The organism is Actinomadura syzygii (assembly GCF_008085905.1).
Classification (GTDB): domain Bacteria; phylum Actinomycetota; class Actinomycetes; order Streptosporangiales; family Streptosporangiaceae; genus Spirillospora; species Spirillospora syzygii.
Map to the genome: position 1 here is coordinate 288313 of NZ_VSFF01000016.1, position 16401 is coordinate 304713.

General features: G+C 68.8%; 21 protein-coding genes. 14 read left to right on the forward strand and 7 right to left on the reverse strand.

All coding sequences use genetic code 11. The features are described 5' to 3' along the window. Window positions 1-297: 297 nt before the first annotated feature. From FXF65_RS38230 to FXF65_RS38240, 3 genes are all read right to left on the reverse strand, one after another. The gene (locus tag FXF65_RS38230) at window positions 298-894 is read right to left on the reverse strand and encodes a cadmium resistance transporter (RefSeq protein ID WP_148355129.1); all 597 of its coding nucleotides are present in this window, start codon (window positions 892-894) and stop codon (window positions 298-300) included. 233 nt (window positions 895-1127) lie between these two features. Then, a complete protein-coding gene (locus FXF65_RS38235; RefSeq protein WP_148355131.1) occupies window positions 1128-1508 on the reverse strand; it encodes a hypothetical protein in 381 nt (126 codons plus the stop codon). 255 nt (window positions 1509-1763) lie between these two features. Beyond that, window positions 1764-2585 (reverse strand): SAM-dependent methyltransferase, encoded by an 822-nt coding sequence (locus FXF65_RS38240; protein ID WP_148355133.1) that lies wholly within the window; start codon window positions 2583-2585, stop codon window positions 1764-1766. A 339-nt stretch (window positions 2586-2924) separates the two neighbouring features. Here FXF65_RS38240 and FXF65_RS38245 point away from each other — a divergent pair, with 339 nt between their 5' ends. Next, window positions 2925-3173, forward strand: coding sequence for a hypothetical protein (locus tag FXF65_RS38245; RefSeq protein ID WP_148355135.1), 249 nt, complete (start codon window positions 2925-2927; stop codon window positions 3171-3173). A gap of 42 nt (window positions 3174-3215) precedes the next feature. Here FXF65_RS38245 and FXF65_RS38250 read toward each other — a convergent pair whose 3' ends face one another. Then, window positions 3216-3395, reverse strand: coding sequence for a hypothetical protein (locus FXF65_RS38250; RefSeq protein WP_148355136.1), 180 nt, complete (start codon window positions 3393-3395; stop codon window positions 3216-3218). Window positions 3396-3631: 236 nt separating this feature from the next. Then, complete coding sequence (locus tag FXF65_RS38255) at window positions 3632-4048, reverse strand: hypothetical protein (protein ID WP_148355138.1); 417 nt, start codon at window positions 4046-4048, stop codon at window positions 3632-3634. 405 nt (window positions 4049-4453) lie between these two features. Here FXF65_RS38255 and FXF65_RS38260 point away from each other — a divergent pair, with 405 nt between their 5' ends. The 6 genes from FXF65_RS38260 to FXF65_RS38280 all read left to right on the forward strand — a co-directional run bounded on the left by FXF65_RS38260 (window position 4454) and on the right by FXF65_RS38280 (window position 8826). Further along, window positions 4454-5464 carry a hypothetical protein gene (locus tag FXF65_RS38260; protein WP_148355140.1) on the forward strand — a complete coding sequence of 337 codons (1011 nt, stop codon included), beginning with the start codon at window positions 4454-4456 and terminating at the stop codon, window positions 5462-5464. A 585-nt stretch (window positions 5465-6049) separates the two neighbouring features. Then, window positions 6050-6334, forward strand: a complete 285-nt coding sequence (locus tag FXF65_RS38265; RefSeq protein ID WP_148355143.1) for a DUF211 domain-containing protein — start codon at window positions 6050-6052, stop codon at window positions 6332-6334. Continuing rightward, complete coding sequence (locus FXF65_RS38270; protein ID WP_222868963.1) at window positions 6331-6876, forward strand: hypothetical protein; 546 nt, start codon at window positions 6331-6333, stop codon at window positions 6874-6876. Before FXF65_RS38265 ends, FXF65_RS38270 begins: the two co-directional genes overlap by 4 nt. Before the next feature lie 174 nt (window positions 6877-7050). Beyond that, window positions 7051-7356 (forward strand): Lrp/AsnC ligand binding domain-containing protein, encoded by a 306-nt coding sequence (locus FXF65_RS38275; protein ID WP_222868964.1) that lies wholly within the window; start codon window positions 7051-7053, stop codon window positions 7354-7356. Between the two features lie 141 nt (window positions 7357-7497). After that, window positions 7498-7644: a hypothetical protein gene (locus tag FXF65_RS44225; protein ID WP_187412750.1), complete on the forward strand. Its 147-nt coding sequence runs from the start codon at window positions 7498-7500 to the stop codon at window positions 7642-7644. A gap of 741 nt (window positions 7645-8385) precedes the next feature. Then, entirely contained in the window at window positions 8386-8826 is a 441-nt protein-coding gene (locus FXF65_RS38280; RefSeq protein ID WP_148355147.1) for a DUF397 domain-containing protein, read from the forward strand. A 306-nt stretch (window positions 8827-9132) separates the two neighbouring features. Here the strand turns inward: FXF65_RS38280 and FXF65_RS38285 are convergent, their stop codons facing one another. Beyond that, window positions 9133-9582, reverse strand: coding sequence for a hypothetical protein (locus FXF65_RS38285; protein WP_148355148.1), 450 nt, complete (start codon window positions 9580-9582; stop codon window positions 9133-9135). Between the two features lie 59 nt (window positions 9583-9641). Here FXF65_RS38285 and FXF65_RS38290 point away from each other — a divergent pair, with 59 nt between their 5' ends. Continuing rightward, complete coding sequence (locus FXF65_RS38290) at window positions 9642-9971, forward strand: hypothetical protein (protein WP_148355150.1); 330 nt, start codon at window positions 9642-9644, stop codon at window positions 9969-9971. 278 nt (window positions 9972-10249) lie between these two features. Here FXF65_RS38290 and FXF65_RS44230 read toward each other — a convergent pair whose 3' ends face one another. Next, window positions 10250-10411 (reverse strand): hypothetical protein, encoded by a 162-nt coding sequence (locus FXF65_RS44230; RefSeq protein ID WP_187412751.1) that lies wholly within the window; start codon window positions 10409-10411, stop codon window positions 10250-10252. 315 nt (window positions 10412-10726) lie between these two features. On the opposite strand from FXF65_RS44230, the gene FXF65_RS38295 reads away from it, so the two are divergent. The 6 genes from FXF65_RS38295 to FXF65_RS38320 all read left to right on the forward strand — a co-directional run. Then, the gene (locus tag FXF65_RS38295; protein ID WP_148355152.1) at window positions 10727-10993 is read left to right on the forward strand and encodes a hypothetical protein; all 267 of its coding nucleotides are present in this window, start codon (window positions 10727-10729) and stop codon (window positions 10991-10993) included. A 384-nt stretch (window positions 10994-11377) separates the two neighbouring features. Then, window positions 11378-11983, forward strand: a complete 606-nt coding sequence (locus FXF65_RS38300; protein WP_148355154.1) for a hypothetical protein — start codon at window positions 11378-11380, stop codon at window positions 11981-11983. 7 nt (window positions 11984-11990) lie between these two features. Then, entirely contained in the window at window positions 11991-12929 is a 939-nt protein-coding gene (locus tag FXF65_RS38305; RefSeq protein ID WP_281288999.1) for an IS3 family transposase, read from the forward strand. A 926-nt stretch (window positions 12930-13855) separates the two neighbouring features. Next, complete coding sequence (locus tag FXF65_RS38310; RefSeq protein ID WP_148355157.1) at window positions 13856-14176, forward strand: hypothetical protein; 321 nt, start codon at window positions 13856-13858, stop codon at window positions 14174-14176. A 165-nt stretch (window positions 14177-14341) separates the two neighbouring features. Beyond that, window positions 14342-15682, forward strand: coding sequence for a hypothetical protein (locus FXF65_RS38315; RefSeq protein ID WP_148355159.1), 1341 nt, complete (start codon window positions 14342-14344; stop codon window positions 15680-15682). 535 nt (window positions 15683-16217) lie between these two features. Continuing rightward, the coding region (locus FXF65_RS38320; protein ID WP_222868965.1) for a hypothetical protein at window positions 16218-16401 on the forward strand (184 nt) is incomplete at its 3' end.

Here is a 16401-nt window from a genome sequence, read left to right on the forward strand (position 1 = left end):
CCCACCGCCCCCGCCGACCCCGCCGACCCCGCACCGTCCCCGGGTGCGGGCGGGACCGTCGGGCGGGAGCACCAGTGATCGGAGCCGCGCCGCCCCCCCAGTACCGCCCCCGCCGTCGACCGGCCCGGTGGTCACCTGGAGTTGGTGGGGAGGGTGTCCGACGGCGTCTTCGAGGTCGGCCTGGGTGCAGAGGTGAGTTCCGCAGGGCGCTGGCCCGGCCCGGCGAGCAGGACGCGGACGTCCCGTACGGACCGGCCCAGCGCTGGGCCGGTCCGTACGGGACGTCCGCAGGTCGGGTCAGAGGCCGAACGCGCCGCCTTCGATGAGGATGAGCAGTCCGATGCCAATGAGCACGGCGGGCATCAGGACGTGGCCCCAGCGGCTGAGTGCCTTGGCGATCAGGGGGCGGGTGGCGAAGTAGCGGCCGGCGGCGATCCACACCGCGAGCAGGATCAGGAACACCACCACGTAGACGCTCATGCCGCCCAGCCCGGCGGTGGCGAACACCGGCACGTAGACGCCGATGTTGTCGCCGCCGTTGGCGAAGGTGACCGCGGCGACCTCCAAGATCTTCGGGCCGCCCTCCTTGGCTTCTTTCTGCTCATCGGAGTCGTTGCGGTGCCGCCAGGCCTGCACGGCGGCCTTGACGCCGAGCGCGAGCGGCAGCAGGCCGAGGTAGGGGATGGCGTCCTCGGGCAGGAACGTGGCGCCGAACGCGGCCGCTACCGCCACCGCCAGGATCGCGGCGAAGCCCAGGTACTGGCCCATCGCGATGTTGCGGGCCGCGCCCTTGATCCCGGCGCCCTGGGCGAAGAACAGCGCCAGGACCAGGATGTCGTCGATGTTGGTGACGGCGAACAGGCCCGCGGCCTGCCCGATGATCCCGACGTTCACGACCGCACCTCCAGGTCGGTGGGCCGGGTACGGGCACGTTGGTTGAAGGACCGGCCGCCAGGACGGTCGCCCGCGCCATCGACACGGGCACGGGCACGGGCACGGGCACGGGCACGGCAGAGTTCACTACATGACTGCATGATCAACTTTCGGAGGGTTCGTCGGACTGGTACGAACGCGAAGGTGCGCGCCCCTGGCCCCGGTGGGCACAGAGCCGCGCAACCGGCCGCCCGTCAGCAGCGAAGAACCTGCAGCAAGGTCAGCGTTGGCCGCGCCACGGCACGAGCACTGGCACACACCAGCCGCCCGCTGGGTGCGGTGCGGCTCAGACCGGGAAGAGCGGCGCTGGTCACCCACGGCACGTCGCGGTCGGCTGGGGGATGTTCGTGCACCAGGCCGCGCGGCGGCATGGTGACATCGTCGAAGCTGGCCACCGGCCGCTCCGGAGCACCACCGGCGACCTCGATCTCGGCAATGGCCGATGCTGGAGACGCGGCCTGAGACGTGGTCGCGGAATGGGCCCGGCCCGGGGATGTCGCCAGCTGGTTGGGCAGGACCAGATACATCAACAGGGCGATGGCCAGCAGCAGCGCCGTCCGCCCCTGTCGAGCCACCGCTTCCTCCCCCGCCCGGCCGCCCCGTCTTCTGCGCGCTCAGTGATCACGTGTGTCACCTGATCGCAGGTGGAACATACCGCCCGCGAGCCTCTCGCGTCACAGCACGGCGGCCCACGCCCGCTGTTCGCCGACGTGGCGCCGAAGGTGCTGGCGTCCTGGCGGATGCGGGCGTAGTCGCCCTCGCATCCGCGGCGGCGTGCGCGGAGTTCACCGGCCGCGGCTTCACCGGCCGCTTCACCGGCCGTGGCGGTTTTAGCGGGTGCTGGTGAGGATGGCGACGCCGCTGTAGTGGGGGACCTCGGGTAGGGGCGCGGGTGAGGGGTCGGGCCGCCACCGCGAGCAGGACACCACGCCGGGTTCGAGCAGGCGGGCTTGGTTGAACAGGTACTGGATCTGCTCGGGGGAACGGGCGCGGATGGGGGTGCCGCCGCGGTCCATCACCTCCTGGACGGCGCGGCGCATGGCTTCGCCGTCGAGTTCGTCGGTGGTGGCGTCGCAGGTGTGGGAGATGACCAGGTAGCTGCCCGGTGCCAGGCCCTCGAGCAGGTCGGCGACCAGTCGCCGGGCCTGGTCGTCGTCGAGGATGTGGTTGAGCACGCCCAGCAGCATCAGTGCGACGGGCTCGTCGAAGTCCAGGGTGTCGGCGGCGGCGGCCAGGACCGCGCCGGTGGTGCGGATGTCGGCTTGGATGTAGTCGCAGGCCCCTCGCGGGCTGCTGGTCAGCAGGACGCGGGCGTGGGTGAGGACCAGGGGGTCGTTGTCGACGTAGACGATCCGCGATTCCGGGGCGGCGCGCTGGGCGACCTCGTGGGTGTTGTCGACGGTGGGCAGCCCGGTGCCCAGGTCCAGGTACTGGCGGATGCCCTGGGAGGCCAGGAACCGCACCGCGCGGCCCAGGAACGCCCGGTCCTGCCGAGCGGATGTGGCGATCACCGGCAGCACCCGCAGCACGGCTTCGCCGGCCTCGCGGTCCACCGGGTAGTTGTCCTTGCCTCCCAGCCAGAAATCCCAGATCCGCGCCGAGTGCGGCACGCTGGTGTCGATCTTCGGGCTCTGCCCCGGTTCCTGCGCCATGGTCTCCCACCTCCTGGAACCGATCTTCGCAGAGCGCGCCACCCGTGCGGCCCATGACGCCGAATCATCGCCGAACCCCGACCTGAGCAGGCACCGATCACGCGAACAGGTCTCGTTTGCGGCTTGGTGACGTATCCGTTGGCGGCTTCCGTACACCCAGCTCGCCGTCTGCCGCGGAGGCGGCCCGGCAACGTTATGTGTCACATCGGCTCGCGGAGGGTCCCCGCCGTGTCCGTCGTCGGGTTACCCGGCCGCCCCGGCCCGCGAGCGCCGGCCGGATCCAGTCGCGGCCGACCGGGCGCTGATCCACCGCGCGAGGTCGTCGTCGGCCTTGAACCGGTGCGGGTGATCCAGCGCGACCTGCGCCTTGCCGAAGCCGTCGTCGCGTCGGGCACCGCCCGCCAGCTCGCCGTCCACGTCGACGAACTGCTCGCCGCGCTGGCCGGGCTCGGTGACCTGCGCGAGGTGTCCTTCCTCGCCGACGCCTCCGACCCCGCGCCGTCCCCGGAGCGCGGGCGGGGCCGTCGGGCGGGAGTCCCGATGATCGGGGGCCGTGCCGCCCCGGCGCCGAGACCGGGGCGGCAGTAGCGCCGCCTTGGGTCGTTGACTCCTCGATCATGACCGGGGTCGTCACGGGGATGCGCCGCCACCCGCGAGGTCGTCCTTGGCCAGTGGCCGCCGCTTGCGGAGGGTGAGGGTGAGCGTGTCGGTCGGCTCGACGTCGCCGCTCACGCCCGCGACGCTTCCGGCCAGCGGCCCGAGGAGATCGGCGAGCGCGGACTCGGTGGTGTTCCGCTCGTACTCGATCACCAGGGGCGTCGCCCGGCTCGGCCTCGGCGGCGAACTCCGCCGCGATCAGCTCGAACAACCTCACCAGCTCGCCGCGGGAGGTGACGTCGGCGATCTCATGCCTGCCCGGCCCGAATCGGCTCGCCATACCCGGCGACGTACCGTTCTACCGTCTTAGGGCAGGTCCGGCCCGTGAGATCGGTGATCTCACGGGCCGCCTTGTCGTCGTGGAGCGTTCCAGTCAGCGGAGGCGCGAACTAATGGCTGTAGCCGAACCGGTCGACGCAGTCTTTCCAGGTCTTGTCCGGCAGCAGCTTGCACACCCGGAGCCGGAAGTAGTCGCCCTGCCTCAAGTAGCCTGGCCTGGAATCGAAGGACCCGCAGCCGACGGCCTGGGAGAGCGCGGTCCGCTGCCACTCGTTGTAATTCTTGCGGTAGACGGCCGCAACGATTCCATTGTCACCGTCGCACCACTGATCGTGCGTCGTGATCTGGCCGCCGCCATCCGGCCGGAAGTTCGCTTCTCCCAGAATGTAGTGCGGGAAGTTGGCTCCGTAAATGTAGACGGTGATTTCGTCCTCCGCGGAGGCGGGCTGTTGGGCAACGCCCACCAGTCCGATCACGGCGGCGATGCCGAAAGGCACCAGGGCAAGGCGGGCGAGCAGGCGTTTCATGGCCATCCTTCACGGGGGTTCGGGCCGTTGTCGCGCCCGTAGAATATGGAGAAAAAGGAGAACGCCACGCAAACAGCACGTTAACAAACACTGATACTTCGTGATCCAAAAATGGATTATCCGCTAGTCCAAATCTGAATCGTTCGGTCACTTGGGCGGACCGTATGACGGCGGTCAGCCGTGCGAGACGGCGTGCCCGGCAGCGCGTCCGACCCGCGAGCCGTTGAGATGACGCAGGTCAGCCGTGGCCGAGGCGGAACGGGCCGACGCCGACCTGCCCGCCGGTCGGCGGGTGATGAACACGGTCACCACCAGATGAACACGGTCGCCGCCATTCGACTCCGCCGTGCCTGGAGGCGGCCTCTCCCCGATCCGGCCGACCCTGTGCCGATATCGGTACATGAGGTGCCCCACAGCCTCCTGCAGATCCGCGGCCGGTACGAGGCGCTGACCAGCCGCGCGTTGAATGTGCGGACGGTGGAGGGGCCGCGTGCGCGCGAGGAGTACGACCCGGACGAGTACGGGGTGCTGGACGACGAGCCGCTGACCGCCGAGGAATGGGCCGCGGTCCTGGCCTTCGGGCGTGCGATCGCCCGGTACTACGACCGCCCGGCCACCATCGACGGGGCGGTGCGGGCCGGGATGTCCCGGCGGCAGGTCGCCGACGCGCTGGGCGAGGACACCGGACGGGCCCGCGCCCTCTACCGGGTGTGGGTCGCCGGGCAGCGCCAACTCAACGCCGACCAGCCCGGCGGCACGCTCGGGATGACCGCCGACCAGTACGCCGAGGCGATCGCCCTCACCCCCGCGCCCGACCCCGACGACCCGGGCGCGGCCCAGGACGACCGCGCCGCCGCGGTGCGGGAGTTGGAGGCCGCTCGCGGTGACCGCCGAGCCGCTGAGGAGCGGACGGCCGTGCTGGGCGCCCGCGCGGTGCAGGTGCCGGTCCGCCGGACCGCCGAGGTGGCCGGGATCAGTCCCGATACCGTCCAGCGGTGGACGCAGGCGGCGGCCGCCGGTGCGTCCGGCCCGTCCCACGCCCGCACCCTTGAGCCACTGCCCGGTGAGCCACTGCCCGGTGAGCCGGGAGCCGTGATCGCCCTGGACGACGCTCGCGTGGTGGCGCTGGCCCGCGCCCGCCAGCAACTCGGCTCAGCGGGTAGTGACCTCCCGCAACCAGTCCCGCAACCCGACGCCGCGGACTGGCTGCGCAGCGTCTGGCGGGCCGCTGGGCACCGCGCTGCCCGGCCACCTGCGAGCACGTCGGTGACGCGGCGTCCCGCGGTCGGGTCTCGGTGGCTGGTCGCGCCACGGCGGGGCGGGCCGGTCCTCAGCAGAGCGATCGTTCACGACGCCCCGAAGACGGCGTCGGCGTGCGTCCGGCACAGTGTCATACCGGATCCTGGCCGACGCTGACGCCTCGGGCATGGAGGTGGCCGACAAGGCCAGGTGATCGAGTGGCAGGCGCGACCAGGACCAGGAAACCGCGCCGGTCAGCCGGGAGGCGGCGCGCTCAGTGGCCTGGAACCTGGCCGGCAGGATGCTGTTCACCTGCTCGGCAACGCGGGGGGAGGGCACAGCGATGGGCAACGCCGCAAGGAACCGGGCACAACGCGGCGAGGGGCGCGTTGGGGCTGGTGCGCGCCGCGCCGTCACCGGGAGTTCGGGCTCGCGACGGCGCCCGTCATCCCTTGTCGGGGCGTCTGGGGTACGGGGGCCCGGGTGCCGATTGGTCGTCGGCGGCGTCGGTGTGTGGTGCGGGGCCCGCATCAGAATTGGAACGTCCATGAGATGACTTTGATCCTCTCCTCAGCCATGGCCTGGGCATCGTTGACAGGACTGCGCGCTAGGGACGGCGCGCTAGGGACACCGCGCTAGGGACGACGCGGCTCGGCTCGATCGCGGCCGGGCCAGCATGGAGGGCCCAGCGGCTGATGCCGTCAGGCGCGCACCGCGACGAACCCGACAAGTCGGGCCTGAAGTACGGAGGGCTGGTGGGACATGCCGATCCGCCGGGTCGTGATGGACGTCGACAAGACCGTCGCCGAGCCCGATCTGGTCCATCTGGTCAGGGCGATCGAGGCCGTCGAGGGCGTCGACGCGGTCAACATCAGCGTCACCGAGATCGACATCGAGACCGTGGGCACCGACGTCGCGATCGAGGGCGAGGACATCGCCGTCGATGCCGTCGTCCGCGCCATCGAACGGGCGGGCGCTGTGGTGCACAGCATCGACCAGATCGTGGCCGGAAAATACCTCCTGGACAGAATTCCCCGGGGCCGTTGACCGAGTTCGTGCGGCGGCTGTGGCGCGAGAACATGCTGCCGGTGACGCTCGGCGTCACCGATGGGCTGCTCAGCGCGCTCACCCTCGCCGCCGCTTCCCTGCTGGGCAAGGGGACCGAGCCGTCGGCGTCGCTGGCTGGCCGCATCGGCTGCGCAGCACTGGTCACCGCGGCTTTCACCATGTTCGTCGCGGACTACGCCGAGCGCCGTGGAAGGCTGGTCAGGGCAGGCCGTCAACTGAATCTCACCGTCCGCGGGCAGCTCGCAACCACACGGCTGGGGAAACGTGCCCTGCGGCGCTCCTGCGCGGCCATGATGCTGGCGGGTCTGGCCAGCTTCACCGGCGCCGGCCTCCCGATCCTGCTCGGCGTGGTCCTGCCCGGCCCGCCCTGGGTCACCGTCTTGTTGGCCCTCAGCGCGCTGGCGGGCCTTGGCGCGGCGCTCGCCCAGACGTTCGCCGCCAACCCGCTGCGGTGGGCCGCCGCCATGGGCGCGGGCGGCGTCCTGGTCACGTGGATCGGGACAGTGGTTCACATCGCCTGAACGAACCTCCGGATAATCTTCCTTGCTTGACACCATCGGGGGTGTCCTTTGGCAGCCGGATCGATGACGTGCAGCCCTCGCCAGAGGACAATGGCCGTTATGGGGTGATGGAGCCCACCTTAAGACCGCGGAACACGCCGCTGACGGCCCCTGCGAACGAGCAGGAGGAGCATTGTGCGTGCATACGTCCTGATCCAAGTCGGGACCGGCGAAGTACTGGCTCACCGAGCGGCGATCGCACGCGTCGACGGCGTCGTTGCGGTCTCCGCCGTCGTCGGCCCCTACGACGCCATAGGTCTCGTCGAAGCCGACACACTCGACGGACTCGAACGGATCACCGTCGAGGGGATCCAGGCCGTTGCCGGAGTGACCCGGACCATCACCTGCCCGGTGAGGGGCTCCGGCACGGCGATCGAGACTTCGCACCGGATGACCAGGCGCACGCCGACCGAGCCGCCCGCCACCGCCCAAACCGCTTAGCCGCCGTCCTCATCCGCCGCGCATTCGGTCGCCAGCAGGTCGCCCACCACCGTCCGGGCCATCTCGGGGGCCGCTCGGGTCCCGGTCTGGGGGCAGGCGCGCCTGTTGGTCCGCGGCCGGCGGCGGTGCAGGCTGGTGGGCGTGGCGGGCAAGAAGAAGGACGCCAAGCAGCGGCGTCGGGCCAAGCGGCTGGCGCAGCGGGCCGAGCGGCTCGAACGGCTCGAACGGCATGCGGCCCAGTTCGCGTTGGTCGATTCCATGGTCAACGACGGCAATTCCGGTATTTAGCGCTCATCTACGGCGTCGTACAGAAATCGGGCCATTCTCCGGACGCCTCAACCGCACCGTTCGCGTTCGGTCCTCAGGCGCGCAGCTTATGCGCGTCGCGCGTCACCGGTTGGTCATGAGGGACACTCACCTCCGCCAGCCTGATGTTGCCTAGGGGAAACATCTCTGTTTTCCCCCAGTGGCCCTCTTGGTATGCGAGTGTGACGGAGTTTGGCTTGAGAACCCGCGCAGACACAAGACGGACCGCCCGGCGTTCGCGCCGCCGGACGGCCTTCAGAGCGAACGCCGCTAGGAGGCGAAAAGACCCATGACCGCCGATAGAAGGGCAAACCCCACTGGTCTCGCTGATGCCAAAAGCGCCTGGCGTCGGTGGAACGCGCCGTGACGGAGCCAACCATCCCAGAGAAACCGAGTGTCTCGGAGTGCAGGCTCGTCGCTCTGGGGACGCATCTGTCCGCACGCGGGTTCCAGACCAACCTTTCCGGTTTGGGACTCAAAGTGGCTAATCCGAGCGAATTTGGCTGCTGCCGCCATCACCTGTGTGATGTGATCACGTGCCGTTCTCGGCAAGAGGATGCCGAACGGTTGTGGTTCTTCACATCATGGAATGACCCCATCGCCCCGGCGAACCACATCGTAGACGCTGTACTGCGGATACAGGGCTATCTGCGACCACCGAAAGGTGACCCGTGGGAGCATTCCCGGTCCCAGTTGATCACTGGCACGTAGCCACGTCACGCCATGGGAAAACACAGACATCTCCTGAAGGACAAAACCGCGTCACAGACATGCTGCGTAACCTGCTCATCCGCGACGAAAACGCCACCGAGGCCCCTTCGCACGTCGAAGCGCTCCGTGCCATCAACCGAGGACACGACTCCTACATCGTGTTCACGGGGTGCACTAGATGGCGTTCACGTGCGCCTGCCCACCAGTCATTCACCACCACACACAGAGCCAGGAGCGTACGAAAAGTTGGACTCGTTGACATTCCGGAAGTCGTCCCGGTGCGCAGAGTTGAACCATGACGGCTGTATTGAAGTTGCATGCGGCGACGGGCGGGTCATCGTCCGAGACTCAACTGGTCCGCATGGGCCAATTCTTTGCATGCCCCCCTCCTTGTGGAGGCGCGTCACGCAAGCGATACGCGCTAACGCGACGGATGTCACGGTTTACCGATAGAGCAGGCTCCTCGGCGGGTCAGTCCGCTTTCCGAAGTATAGAAGGGCCACGAGGGGAGTTAGACGGCGGGAGAGGATGCCTCCTCTTCTTGGGCGGCGACGCGATCCGCGCGGTCCGCGTCCCGCATTGGCGTTTCGGGCCCCGCCCCGCCCCGCCCCGCCCCGCCTAGGGATCCTTCTATGTTCGTCAAGCCCGGCTGGTTACCGGGCCCGGGGCCGGAGTCAGCGGCCGCGAGCACGGCGGAGTCGACGGCCGAACTCGCGGCGCCCCGGGCTCCTCGACGCCGAGAACGATCTCGCGAAGTCGCTAAGAGCCGTCGTGGTCGTACCGTTCCAGCCACCGCACCGCGGTGAGCATCTGTTGTGGGGTGAGCCCGGCCGCGTCGAGCAGTTCGGCGACCGAGACCTCGATCTGGTCGGCCCGCCTGGCCTCTTTCAGCGCGCGCAGGAGTTTGCCGGCCCACAGTTCGGCGTCGATGAAGGGCCTGGCTTGGGCGTGCAAACGCCGCAGGTGGTCGAGTGAGCAGGCGACCACCATCCGCCGCCCGTCCCATGCGGGCTGGGTGGGGTGGATCGCCGAGGAGTCGGGCACGGATCCGTGCCGCTCGGTCCCGTCGGTGATCAACACGCCGCACTGGTCGCAGGTCTCCAATGTGTCCGGGCACGGCAGCCGTTCACGTTCGGGGCCGGGCCCGTGCAACTCCTGGTCTCCGGCCATCCCTGGCACATACCCGCGCAGGCCGACCATGGCGGGCATAGTCAAAGTTTTGCCTGGCCAGAACCATGATCAGGGCCCCCGCGGCCGAGAATGATCACGTGAGACTGCCGACGCTGCACGAGTGGATGGACGGTCCGGGCCGTGTGAACCTTGCCGACATCGGCCTGTTGCCCGACACCCAGGCGTATCTGGAGCGCCATCAGCGGGAGGTGCGCGAGTTCATCGCCGCCGCCGGGCTGGAGGTGAGCGAGCAGTCGCTCACCTTGTACCTGCATGCCCACGCCCGGACGCTGAACGCCCTCAGCAACGCCGGTCTTGACCCCGAGCGGTCCTATCGCGGACCCGGTGACCCGCTGGACTGGTTCACCACACGGTCAGCGGCCGTGCTCGCGGTCGCGGTCGAAGAGGGCATCCTCGCCGCCGCTTGATCACCCTCGCGGAAACGACCGGTCCCAAAACTGCACCACGCTGTGGAACACCTTCATCGACCGGGCCCGCCGACCTGATCCCGGCTCACGTTGCACCGAATGCCGTCGCGAACCCCTCCTGATCAAGTTCCTGCGCTCCTCGCAACAGCAGCAGGGCACCCTCGATGGGCGTTGACCGCACCGCCCGCGCTCACCCCGCGGCCGCTGGAGCCCGGAGCGGAGTTAGGTGGCGGCGGAGAGCACCCCCTGGACGAGACCCTCGCGGGCGTCCGGGCGACCTAACTCACCGGACCGCAGGCCTTCGGGGGTCTGTCGCGGCGGCCGGGTTGGCCGACCCACGTCGTGGCGGCGGGCACCATCGATCCGGCCGCCTGCCCGACGATCTGCCAGGCCTTCGGCATGAACGTCGCGCCCACGGCGCTGTTCAGCCCGTCGGCCATCACCCAGCTCGTGCGCCGGTGGCACGCCCCGACGACCTCCTCGACCCCGGCGGGCTCGACCCCGGCGGGATCCCCTCCCCGCTCACCTGACCGTTCCCCGGTCTGCTCGACGCCCCGGTCACGATCCGGCCCGGCGGCGCGGCGCGGCGCCAGTCGGTGAGCACGCCGACGAATGCGGGAGCCAGATCGGTGGGATGCAGGTGCAGCCGCCGGGCGACGTCGATGAGCGCGGTGACGGTGCGATCGTCGGTCCTCCAGGGATCGGGATGGGTGGCGGGTGGGCGAAGGTGATGGGGGTTGGAGAGAATTGCAGACATGAGCAACGTCCCCGAGCCTGTGCCGCCCTACCCGCACGCCCGCAACGACTGTGGCCTGTGCCGCGAGATGGACGCCGACTTCGAGATCGTGGAAGAAGCCCTCGACCCGCCGTCCTGGAACGGCCTCCAGCCCCGCCGGTTCTGCCAGGGCTGCATCGGCCGCTGGATGGCCACCATGGCCCTGACCCGCCCCCTGAACATTCCGCCCGCCACACCCTGGTCGCTCAGCGTCGTCATGTTGCGGCCCGGCGACGCCCCGCGGTGATCGACAGCGCCGACAACCCCACCGACAGGCGGGCGGATCGACCGCAACCGCCTTCCCCACCACCGAGGCGGCCGGTCCCGCCAGCCCGGGAGCACATCGACCTCCTGGGCCGGCTACGCCTTTCTCGGACCTGCTCTGGGGTGAAGTTCATCTCGGGGGTCCTTCTCAGCCAGAACCAACCCCACCTAATAGCTCGCTACAAGTTCGTGGCGGGGGTTGCGCGATGCGGCCGGTGGCGGCGCGGACCCGGATGCGGTCGCCGACCCGGCCCGGTGGCCGCCCATGTTCCGGGCGCGCGATGGGTCGGACTGGTTGGGTCCGCGTTCGGCAATCGGCTGCTCAAATCGCCCGGCGGGGCGCCTGCGCGCCTCTAGCGTTGCGGCCGTGGGAAACGAGTTCATGCCCGAAGGGCTGCACGCCGCGACAGCCGATCTGGTGACCGAGACCGTCGAACGGCTGCAGGAGGTCCTGCTCTACAGCCAGATCACTGCTGAAGAGGAGTGGCCTCGGATGCTGCTCTACCGGATCACCGATGCCCAAGACACGCTCGACATGCTGGTGGGCCTGTACGCCGCTCAGGCGTTCCGTGCCGGCTGCGATCCGGACGTGCTCAAGCGGTACATGCAGACGAGCCAGGAGTGCCCCCGCACGCAGAAGCCGCGGCAGGAGGACATCGACTATCTCGATGGCCTCATCGGGCGGCCGCCCGGAAAGGTGCGGTCCGGCCGCTACCAGAGCGGCCAGATCCAGCGTGAGCACCCCGGAGACAGCGACCTCAGCGACCGTCACCGGGATTGGACCCTGGCCTGCATCCACGCTCTGCAGGCATTCGCCTGCGCTGCACCGGACGCGCTGGAGGACCTGCCCGCCGACATCGGTTCCAAAGCCAAGCGCGTCTACGCGACTGTGATCCAGGACGGCAGCCAACCCGATCCAACTTCGGTGCCGGCCGCCGAGCCTCCGCCGCCGAACGGGAGCTCACCGAGTTAGCGGCATTCTGCGGAAGGCCGCGGTGGCGGTCGAGCAGGTGGTGCCCCCAAAAGGCCGCTTCGCCCTGGTGGCCGAGCTGGCCGTTGAGGGTGTCCCGGTCAAGCAGGCCTGTCTCACGCTCGGGGTGTCCCGGTCGGGCTTCTACGACGCCCGCATTCGCCCGCCCTCGGCGCGCGCCATCCGCCAAGCGTGGCTGACCGATCAGATCACCGCCATCCACCATGCATCACGACAGACCTACGGATCGCCCCGAGTGCGCGCTGAGCTCGTCCAGGCCCAAGGCGTGGTCGTCTCACGCAAGACGGTGGCGGTGCTGATGCAGCGGGCCGGCCTGGCGGGGCTGCCCCTGCGTCGTCGAGCGAAGCGGGTTCCCGCATCGGCGACGGTTACTGACCTGGTGAAACGCAACTTCCACCGCGACCAACCGAAGCAGTTGTGGGTTACCGACATCACCGAGCATCCCACCCGGGAGGGCAAGCTCTACTGCTGCGTGGTCCTGGACACCTACTCCCGAAGGGTGGTCGGCTGGGCCATCGATTCGCGGCAGCGAGCTGACCTGGCCACCTCGGCGCTGGGCATGGCGATCGATTCCCGCGGTGCCGCCGGACAGATCCCCGACGGGATCATCCACGCAGATCACGGCACCCAGTTCACCTCATGGACCTTCACCGAGCGCGCACGCCGAGCCGGGCTGCTGCCGTCCCTGGGCACTGTTGGCGACCCCTACGACAATGCCGTGGCCGAGTCGTTTTGGGCACGCATGCAGACCGAGCTGCTCGACCGACAACGCTGGAGAACCCGCGTCGAACTCGCCAACGCGATCTTCGAATACATCGAAGGGTTCTACAACCGCCGCCGACGCCACTCCGCCCTGGACCACATGAGCCCGATACAGTTCGAAACCACCCACTCGCCGAACCCGATCTCCTCACCAGCGAGTCCGTGAAACCGGGGCAACATCAGTGTCCGTGCTACTGGGGGAAGTTCAATTTGACCAGGCCGGACCGACCAGCACCCACCCCGGCCCCACGAAGGTCCCCGCTCTCGGTGCCCGGTGCCGCGTCCGGTGCGCCAAGTCTGGCCGCAGGCGCGACCACAGCCAGGTCGCCATCAGCCAACCCCGCCGAGTACCGTGTCATTGACTTTTGCAGGCAACGAATCCCGACACCATCCCCTAGTTCGGTACGGCTCCCCTGCGACCAGACCGACGCCCCCTGCAGCAGCCTCTGGGACGGGACAAGCGCCTCGCCGCCATCGACCGGGCATGTAACCAAGCGCACTTCCCCAGTTCAGCCGTGACCCCGCTCACCAGTACCCGGCATGCCGCCCGCCTCCTGGCCCACATCCGCCCGCACAGCGCGACGACGATCACTCAGACGATGACGCCGATTGTGATGGTGAAGGTGCGGCCGGTCATCCCCCCACACACTGATCGGCCGCACCACCCGAGACAATACTCCAACCCCGCGACCACCTGCAGAAAGTGACCTATAGTACCACTATATAAACAATCCGTTACTTCATGCGATGTTTCGAACACGCCTGTCGCCGTTTCGACAGCAGCACCGACGACCATCGCGAACCGTGGCAGGCAGAACTCAGCTGCGGCCTCGCCCGTGCTGGTGCCTCCGACCCCCGATAGTTCCCAGGACTGCCGTTCCTCCACGGGGCCCATCGACGTCACCCTGACGATCGCCGGCTTCCCCTGTCTCGCACACTCCGTAGCCGACGATCTCTGTCCTCCGCGAGCCGGTCCAGACTCGCCGCCCAACCAGCCCCGAGACCCGTCGTCAGTGGGCGCGGGCGGTGGGGCGAGAATGCCGGTGATCTCGGCGGCTTCACCGCCAGCCCGGTACGGCGCATCGCCATCGGATGATTCATTATTCCGGCGTCTTCAACGGCCGCATCCCCAGCCCCGACGTGATCATTGCCCGGCCCGGAATCCGCGGCATCGCGTACGACGAGTTCGCTGCCGCCCGCCGCTCCCCCAGCGAGATCGCCTTGGCCCAGTGCTGGGACATCGATGAGGAGGCGCTCTCAAATCAAGCTGCATCGTCTCGGCCCGTCGCCGACTTCGCAGTGGAAGGCGCTGTGGCCCGCTGGCACGCTGAACACCAGTCCCAGACCCATGAAGGCTTCACTGCGGTCGCGTTCACCATCGTTGACGGTGACGGGTTGACGGTGACGGGTTGACGGTGACGGGTTGACGGTGACGGGAAGCCAATACGATGAGGACTCTTTACCAGCCGAAGCCCTCCTCACGCCGCCGTGCAGAACCCTCTCGGATCGGTCGCCGGGGTCTGCGAGAAGTTCACGTCGAGGGCATAAAGATACGGTAACGACCGGAAAGGGGAAGGCGTGACGACAGGCACGGGAGCCGGGCCGCGGCACCAACACGGGCCACGCTGCACCAGCGAATTGAGGGAGCTGGGCGAGGACGCGTGGAAACGCGGCCTGTACCGCGAGGCCGTCCAGAGGTTCAAGATCGCGGCAGGCCATGGCGATGATCACGCCGCAGGCCTACTGATTCACCGCATGCACGCTCTTCATCCCGGCGACGACCGGCCAGCCCAATGGGGCGTCACACACGCGGCCCTCCATTCCCCGGCCGCGGTAGGCGCTCTGCTGGGCGATCTGCAGGCCGTGGGCGCCGACGCGCAGGTCGCGGCAGTGCTAGTCCGCAATCCGGCCGTGCAAGTCGCGCTGAACGATGTCGCGGAGGTTGCGAAACTGTTTCAGAGCCTGAACGCGATGCTGATGCCGCAGACCGGCCTGGGTTACGAGCCCGCGGTGCAGGAGCAGATCGTGACACTCGCTCGCCGTGCCGCCTCCGAGATGCCCCTCCGCGACCCGTTCATGGTGTCGGTGCTGCTGTTCAGCCTCGACCAGCCCGGTACCGAGCGGGATGTCGCAGCGCTGCTGGCCCGCGATCCCGCAGCCGAGGTGGTCCTGGCCCGCCCGTACGGCATCACCGACTTGATGGCCGGCCTAGAGGCGGTAGGAGGACACCAGCAACTCGGTGTGCTCGCCGAACGGGTCACCCGTCACGCGGCCTCAATGCCACTTCAGGATCCACGTGAAATCGCGTCCTTGCTGGAGGACCTCGACCGGGCCCAGGCGTCCGCGCAAACGGCCGTGCTGCTGGCGCGCGACCCCGCCACCCATGTCAGCCTGGAAGACCCGGCCGCCGTCGCGAGACTACTGGCAAGACTCGTCGCGCTCGGGCACCGCGACCAGGCCAGCGTCCTGGCCCAGCGCGCCGTAGTCGACATTCCTCTACATGATCCCAACCTGGTCGCGGTGTTGCTCGACAATCTGCGGGGCCCGGGACTGGCCAACCATCGTATTGCCGTGCTGGGACGCAGTCCTGCGACCCAGGTGTCACTCAACGAACCGGCCGCTGTGGCGTACCTGCTCCATAGCCTGCGCAGGGCAGCAGCAGACGATCAGATTGATGCGCTTTTGACCCGGGACCCGGCGAACTATGTCGCCTTGGACACCCCGGAGGATGTGCTCTTTCTCCTAGAGACCCTTCGAGCAGAGAATGCCCAGCAGCAGATCGACGCGATCCTGGAGCGGCTGCCCAATCCCGAGCATTTCTCACTTCTCCAGATCGACCAGCAACAGGAAATCCCCGAGTTCGGCTATCAAAGGGACGGGGGGAAGGCCGAACCGTGGGGCTGGGATGATCTAGAGTAGAGTACCGGCCGTCCGATATCTTCTGTTCCCACACCCGTGGCGCCCACTCCAGCAGACGGCTGCGCATGGGGGCGAATTCGACCGGCCGCTGGACAGTAGGGCGGGTCGCCGACTCATCAGGCATTGAGCGGGTTAACAGTACGGAGAACATTGGCGAAGAGTTGGTCGGCCTTGTGTACGCCGCTGTCTTCTCGGTGCGGTTGTCACCCGGTTCTGAGCTGGCCGAGGATCACCTGCGCGCATTTGAGGTAACGGCTGTTAGGTCGTCGGGCAGGTCCAGCAGCGTCCGGGCGGCCTGCTCGGGACGGTGCCGCCGGACCTGCGCGCGGGCCAGGCGGGCGCCGATGACCGAACGGTGCGGCGTTCTATGGCGCGCCGCGAGGTCACCGACGCCGCGTAGTGCTTCTCCGCGCCCGCGAGATCACCGAGCTGGGACAGTCAAACCCGACCTGGTGCTCGAAGCTTGCTCGCCCGTAGTTCCCAGCCAGCTCGCTACCGGCCGGCCGAGTCGGCGCGTTCGAGGTTCACCTCGGCCGTGGCGGGAGCGTGTGCGCTGACGATCATCGGCTGCCTGGCCGCGGCCCGACGCCGACCCGACGCCGCGGGCGCCGCGCTCGGCACCGCCACCGGCATCGCGTTCGGGCTTACCGCCGCCGTGCTCAAGGCGGGCGCCGGGACCTTCGACGACCCGGTCGCGCTCGTGACGAACTGGGCGCCCT